At 64.8% G+C, this 6,440-nt stretch carries 4 protein-coding genes; 1 reads left to right on the top strand and 3 read right to left on the bottom strand.

Annotated elements, in window-relative coordinates; translation table 11 throughout:
• Both XB14_RS03705 and recQ read right to left on the bottom strand, forming a co-directional pair.
• On the bottom strand, nt 1-1,166 hold a 1,166-nt coding region (locus XB14_RS03705; RefSeq protein WP_077960250.1), incomplete at its 3' end, for a glycine C-acetyltransferase.
• Nucleotides 1,167-1,369: 203 nt separating this feature from the next.
• Complete coding sequence (gene recQ, locus XB14_RS03700; RefSeq protein ID WP_077960277.1) at nt 1,370-3,247, bottom strand: DNA helicase RecQ; 1,878 nt, start codon at nt 3,245-3,247, stop codon at nt 1,370-1,372.
• Nucleotides 3,248-3,442: 195 nt separating this feature from the next.
• Here recQ and XB14_RS03695 point away from each other — a divergent pair, with 195 nt between their 5' ends.
• The gene (locus XB14_RS03695) at nt 3,443-4,282 is read left to right on the top strand and encodes a glycosyl transferase (protein WP_077960249.1); all 840 of its coding nucleotides are present in this window, start codon (nt 3,443-3,445) and stop codon (nt 4,280-4,282) included.
• A 57-nt stretch (nt 4,283-4,339) separates the two neighbouring features.
• Here the strand turns inward: XB14_RS03695 and dnaG are convergent, their stop codons facing one another.
• The gene (dnaG, locus tag XB14_RS03690; RefSeq protein WP_077960248.1) at nt 4,340-6,352 is read right to left on the bottom strand and encodes a DNA primase; all 2,013 of its coding nucleotides are present in this window, start codon (nt 6,350-6,352) and stop codon (nt 4,340-4,342) included.
• Nucleotides 6,353-6,440 lie beyond the last annotated feature (88 nt).

Here is a 6,440-nt window from a genome sequence, read left to right as displayed (position 1 = left end):
CCGACCTCTTCGAAGGCGGCGATCGCGCGGCGCACGTCGGTCTCGCTGTGGGCCGCCGACATCTGCGTGCGGATGCGCGCCTGCCCCTTCGGCACCACCGGGAAGGAGAAGCCGATGACATAGACGCCCTTCTTCAGCATGCGTGCCGCCATCTCCTGGGCGAGTGCGGCGTCGCCGAGCATCACCGGAATGATCGGATGGCCCTCGCCGGCAAGCGTAAAGCCGAGCTTGGTCATCTCGGTGCGGAAGAGGCTCGCATTGGCATAGAGCCGCTGACGTAGCGCATCGCCGTTCTCGATCAGGTCGAAGACTTTCAGCGACGCCGCCGCAATCACCGGCGCCAGCGTGTTGGAGAACAGATAGGGGCGCGAGCGCTGGCGCAGCCATTCGACGACCTCGGCCTTGGCCGAGGTATAACCGCCCGAGGCACCGCCGAGCGCCTTGCCGAGCGTGCCGGTGATGATGTCGATGCGGCCCTCGACGCCGCAATGTTCGGCCGAGCCGCGGCCGTTTTTGCCGACGAAACCGACCGCATGGCTGTCGTCGACCATGACCATGGCGCCATACTTGTCGGCAAGGTCGCAGACCCCTTTGAGATTGGCGATGATGCCGTCCATCGAGAACACGCCGTCGGTGGCGATCAGCTTGAAGCGGCTGCCTTCGGCCTTCTTCAGCTCCTCTTCCAGCGCCGCCATGTCGTTGTTGGCATAGCGGAAGCGCCTGGCCTTCGACAGCCGCACGCCGTCGATGATCGAGGCGTGGTTGAGCGCGTCGGAGATGATCGCATCCTCTTCGCCGAGCAGCGTTTCGAACAGGCCGCCATTGGCGTCGAAACAGGAGGAATAGAGGATCGTGTCTTCCAGGCCGAGGAAGGACGAAATGCGTGCTTCGAGCTGCTTGTGCTCCTCCTGCGTGCCGCAGATGAAGCGCACCGAGGCCATGCCGTAGCCGTAGCGGTCGAGCGCCTGTTTGCCGGCCTCGGCCAGTTCCTCGTTATCGGCCAGGCCGAGATAGTTGTTGGCGCAGAAGTTGAGTACCCGCTCGCCCGAGGCGACCTCGATTTCGCCCGCCTGCTTCGAGGTGATCACACGCTCGGACTTGTAGAGCCCTGATGTCTTCAGGCCATCGAGTTCTGAACGGAGATGGGTGAGGAAGGCTGAAGTCATGGCGCTCTCGCTTCAAGAAAACATCGCGTGCCTGACGAGTATCATGACGGCTTTTGACTTGCAGCAAAATCCGGCGCTCTGCAGGGTCCAGCGTAAAAACGACAGGGCATTTCACGATGCTGCGCCGGGCCGGACATATTATGTCGCCAAGCGCCTCGTCACAGACATTTTCCAACGACGGAGACGCGAGGGCCCATCGCCCCTCACCCGTCGAGATACCCGTCGATGACCGCCAAAAAAGCCTCGCCGTAGCGCTCGCGCTTGCTTTCGCCGATGCCGGGAATGTCGAGCAGTTCTTCGAAGTCGCGCGGGCGTTCCTTGGCGAGCGCGATCAGCGTCGCGTCGGGGAAGACCACATAGGGCGGGACGTTCAGATCCTTGGCGATCGAGAAGCGCTCGGCGCGCAGGAGTTCGAAGAGTTCGAGATCCGAACCCGCCAGATCGGCGCGCTCGCGCTGCGAACCGGATTTTGCACCGCGCGCCGCCTTGCCCGAGGTCGGGCGGTCCTTGCGGAAAAAGACCTGGCGCTCGCGCTTGAAGACGGCGCGGGCCTCCGGTTCGAGCTTCATGGCACCGAAGGCCGCGTGGTCGACGCTGATCAGGCCCGCCGCCAGCAATTGCCGGAAGACCGATTGCCAGGTGCGGGCCGGCAGGTCCTTGCCGGCGCCGAAGACCGGCATGTCGACATGGCCGAAACGCTCGGTCTTCTCGTTGACCGTTCCCATCAGCACATCGACCACATGGCCGGTGCCGAAGCGTTCGCCGGTGCGGTAGACGGCCGCCAGCGCCTTGATCGCGGCTTCCGTTCCGTCCCAGGTCTCGACCGGCTTCAGGCAGGTGTCGCAATGGCCGCAGCGGCCGGGATGAGCCTCGCCGAAATGGGCAAGGATCGCCTGGCGGCGGCAGCCGGCGGTCTCGCAGATCGCGAGCAGCGCGTTGAGCTTGCCGCGCTCGATGCGCTTGATGTCATCCGCCGCCCCGCCCTCGTCGATCATCCGGCGACGCTGCAGGACGTCGGCCATGCCATAGGCCATCCAGACCTCCGACGGCTGGCCGTCGCGGCCGGCGCGGCCGGTTTCCTGGTAGTAGGCCTCGACCGATCCAGGCAGGTCGAGATGGGCGACATAGCGCACATCCGGCTTGTCGATGCCCATGCCGAAGGCGACGGTCGCCACGAGACACAGGCTTTCCTCTTTCAGGAAGGCGTCCTGGTGCTTGTCTCTGAGCGCCCGGTCCATGCCGGCGTGATAGGGCAAAGCGCGGATGCCTTGCGCGTTCAGCCACTCGGCGGTGTCCTCGACCTTGGCGCGCGACAGGCAATAGACGATGCCGGAGGCGCCTTTGAAGCGTGAGAGAAAGCGCAGCAATTGCTGGCGCGGCTGGTCGCGCTCGACGATTTCATAGGCGATGTTCGGGCGGTCGAAGCTGGTGGTGAAGACCTCGGCATCGCTGAGCGCAAGCCGCTCGACGATATCGTCGCGGGTGTGCGGATCGGCAGTGGCGGTGAGCGCGATACGCGGCACGCCGGGATAGCGCTCGGCAAGCAGCCCAAGCGCCCGGTATTCCGGACGGAAATCATGGCCCCATTGCGAAACGCAGTGGGCCTCGTCGATGGCAAAGAGCGCGATCTGCGCATTGCCGAGAAGATCGGCGAAACCGTCCGTCACGGTCCGCTCCGGCGTCACGTAGAGAAGGTCGAGCGTGCCGTCGTGGATCTGCCGCCTGACCGCAATCGCCTCCTCGCGCGTCAGCGACGAGTTGAGAGCAGCCGCATTGACGCCAAGCTGTTTCAACGCCTCCACCTGATCGCGCATCAGCGCGATCAGCGGCGAGACGACGACGCCCAATCCGGGCCGGCAGAGCGCCGGAATCTGGAAGCAGAGCGACTTGCCGGCGCCGGTTGGAAACAGGACGACCGCATCGCCGCCGGCGGTCACGTGTTCGACCACCGCCTGCTGCTTGCCGCGAAAGGCGGAATAGCCGTAGACGCGCTTCAGCACGTCAAGCGGCGCCTGGCCGGCTTCGTCGAAAAGCTTGCTGGCAGCGCTTCTTGAGGGCGTCGCCCTTTCGACGAACTCCATCACATCTCCTTCGGGAATCACTCTTGTCATCATCGCAAGAAGCGCAGGCAATGCCATAGCCCTTGCCGCAACTGAAGAGACAAGAGCTGTTTTCCCGAAGGGCGCGCAGGCGCTTCTTCGGGGATTGCCCCTTTGACAGCTTGACCTTGACAACGCATCGGTACTTTAGTGACGCGCAGAAATCGGGACGTAACTATGGCAAATATTCTGGCGGCGAGCGGCGGCGTCAAGCAGGTCATCTGCATCAACTGGGGTACGAAATACGGCGCACCGTTCATCAACCGGCTCTATGCCATGGTAGCGCGCAACATCACCCCGCCCTTCACCTTTACCTGCTTCACCGACAATCGCGAAGGCTTGCGATCGGAAATTCTCTGCGAGGATTTGCCGCCGCTGGACATCGGCGAGATGCCCAAGAACACGCCCGGCATCTGGCAGAAATCGCGGCTCTGGGGGCCGAAGCTCGGCAATCTCAAGGGCCCCGTCGTGTTCCTGGACCTCGACCTGGTGATCGTCGGTTCGCTCGATGGTTTCTTCGAGGAAGGAGAGCCTGACGACGTCATCCTCGCCCGCAACCAGACGACACCGTTCGAACGCCTCGGCCAGACCTCGCTGTTTCGCTTCCCGGTCGGCAAGCTGGTGCCGTTGCAGGAGAAATTCCGCTCCGACCCGCAAGGGATTGCTGACGAATACCGTTTCGAGCAGCGCTTCGTCACGCGCAATGCGCCGGGCGGGGCCAAGCTCTTCCCCCGCCGCTGGGTGCTGCATTTCCGGCAGGACTGCCGCCGGCCGTTCCCGCTCAACTACTTCCTGGCGCCGCGGCTACCGAAGGACGCGCGCGTCGTGTTGTTCCCGCGCAACATCCTGCCGCAGCATGCGATCGAGGGGCGGTTCGGCAAGAAGGACAAGGTCTCCACCCCGCTCGGCCACATTCTCGGGCTGTTTGCACCCAACCGCTACGAGAAGAATCCTTTTACCTACCTCAGGCACTACATTCGCCCATCGCCGTGGGTGGCTGAGCATTGGCGCGAATAGTCGAGACCCCGTCAAGAACAGGCCAGCTTTCGCCGCGCCGGCTGGAAAATCGGCGAATTAGCGCGCTGCCGGCCCCTTCACGCGGCCCGAAAGCACACCGAAGCCCTCGATGATCGCCTCCTGGTTTTCAAGCCGGGTCACCTCGTGCTGCACTTCCTGAAGCGTGCGCAAGAGCTGCGGCACCGCTTCGAGGTCGCCCTCCTCGGTCGCATAGGCCAGTTCGCGCTCGAGTTCGCGCACCTGCCAGTGCAGCGCCTTTGAGCGCTGGTGCAGCGCCAGCGCCTGCAGATAACCTTCGCGAGCGTCTTCGGGTGCGGCTGCCGTCGTCGCGGTCCACAGCCGCGCATAGCGGATCTGCTGGTCGATCGCGCTAATCAGCGCGCCGAAGCCCTCGGCCTGCAACTGTTCGAGCAGATCGTCGCGGTTCAGGCGTGGCCCCTGCGCTGCAGCCGCGTTCAAGACCGCCGCCCAGCAGCGCTGCAGCTCGCGATGATCAAACTCGATCGTCGAGATCTCGTCATATTCGTCGAACAGCAATTGCGGGTGGTTGACGATGGTGAGCGCCAGCACGCTCTCGCGCAGAAGCGGGGCCACCTGCTGTCCGCTGACCAGCGTCGAACGCGCCAGCCGATCGGAGATTGCGGTCGGTCCGCTCGCATTCGGCCCCCGTGGTCCGCCGGCGCCGCGCGGCCCACCGCCACCGCCCTGCCGGCCGCCACGCTCGAAGGGACGCCGCTCGCCCCGCCCTGCCCCTGACGACTGCAGGAAGGCGTGCAGCCGGTCGCGCATGTCCTGGCCGTAATGGCGTCGCACGCTTTCATCGGCGATGACCGATGTCACCTGCTTCAGCCGCGCTTCGAGCTCGGCACGCTTTTCCGGCGTGTCGAACGCCCCGCCCTGGACTTCGCGCTGCCAGACCATCTCGGCCAGCGAGCGCGCATTGGCGAGCACCTTGTCGAAGGGCGCGCGCCCTTCCTGGCGCACGAGATCGTCCGGGTCCTTGCCGTCGGGAAGCATGGCGAAGCGGACCGAGCGGCCTGGTTTCAGATGCGGCAGGGCAAGGTCGACGCCGCGGTTGGCGGCGCGAATGCCCGCACCGTCGCCGTCGAAGCAGAGCACCGGCTGCGACGTCATCTTCCAGAGCAGGTCGAGCTGGTTTTCGGTGAGCGCCGTGCCGAGCGGCGCAACGGCATTCTCGACGCCCGCCTGGTGCAGCGCGATCACGTCCATGTAGCCTTCGACGGCGATGATCGTTCCGCTGGCGTCGTCCCCGCCGGCGTCGCGGGCGCCTCCCTGCGCCGCACGGCGGGCGCGGGCGAAGTTGTAAAGCACGTTGCCCTTGTGGAAGAGCTCGGTCTCGTTCGAGTTCAGGTATTTGGCCGGCGCATCCGGCGACATGGCGCGGCCGCCAAACGCTATGACCTTTTCGCGCGACGACAGGATCGGGAACATGATGCGGTCACGGAAGCGGTCATAGGAAACGGGCAGCTCCGGCCCGTGCACGACGAGGCCGCAGGCCTCGATCTGCTCCTTGGCGACGCCCTTGCCCGCGAGATGTTCCTTGAGCGCGTTGCGGCTGTCGGGCGCAAAGCCCAGGCGAAAGGTCTCGATCGTGCGCCCCGTCAGCCCGCGCTCGCGCAGATAAGCACGCGCCTTGGCGCCATTGGCCGTCTGGAGCTGATCCTCGAAAAACGCCGTCGCCAGCTCCATCACGTCGAGCAGGCTTGTGCGCTCCTTCTCCCGGCGCTCGGCCTGGGGATCCGGCTGCGGCATGGCAACGCCCGCCATGTCGGCGATCTGCTGCACCGCTTCCGGAAAGCTCAGGCCTTCGAGATCGGTGAGAAAGCGGAAGTGGTCGCCGGAAACGCCGCAGCCGAAGCAATGGTAGCGGCCCTTGCGGTCCTCGCAGTGAAAGCTCGGCGACTTCTCGCCGTGAAAGGGGCAGCAGGCCCAATAGTCGCCGCGCGAAACATTGGTCTTGCGCCGGTCCCAGGAAACGCGCTTGGCAATCACGTCCGAAATCGGAACGCGGTCGCGTATCTCGTCGAGAAAGGACTGTGAAAAGCGCATGGATACCTCTGGTCGATCCTCCATATAGGCGGCATGGCGGGCGGACGCCACAACCGTGATCCTGCGTGCACGCTATTCACAGGAGCGA

Source organism: Ensifer adhaerens, assembly GCF_002007205.1.
GTDB lineage: Bacteria > Pseudomonadota > Alphaproteobacteria > Rhizobiales > Rhizobiaceae > Ensifer > Ensifer adhaerens_D.
The sequence above is the reverse complement of the archived record's forward strand: the minus strand, read 5'-3'. Positions and strand labels throughout refer to the sequence as shown.

What these genes read in the sequence shown, in the direction of transcription:
- dnaG (WP_077960248.1), bottom strand. Translation starts at nt 6,352, where the DNA reads ATGCGCTTTTCACAGTCCTTTCTCGACGAGATACGCGACCGCGTTCCG.
- recQ (WP_077960277.1), bottom strand. Translation starts at nt 3,247, where the DNA reads ATGGAGTTCGTCGAAAGGGCGACGCCCTCAAGAAGCGCTGCCAGCAAG.
- XB14_RS03695 (WP_077960249.1), top strand. Translation starts at nt 3,443, where the DNA reads ATGGCAAATATTCTGGCGGCGAGCGGCGGCGTCAAGCAGGTCATCTGC.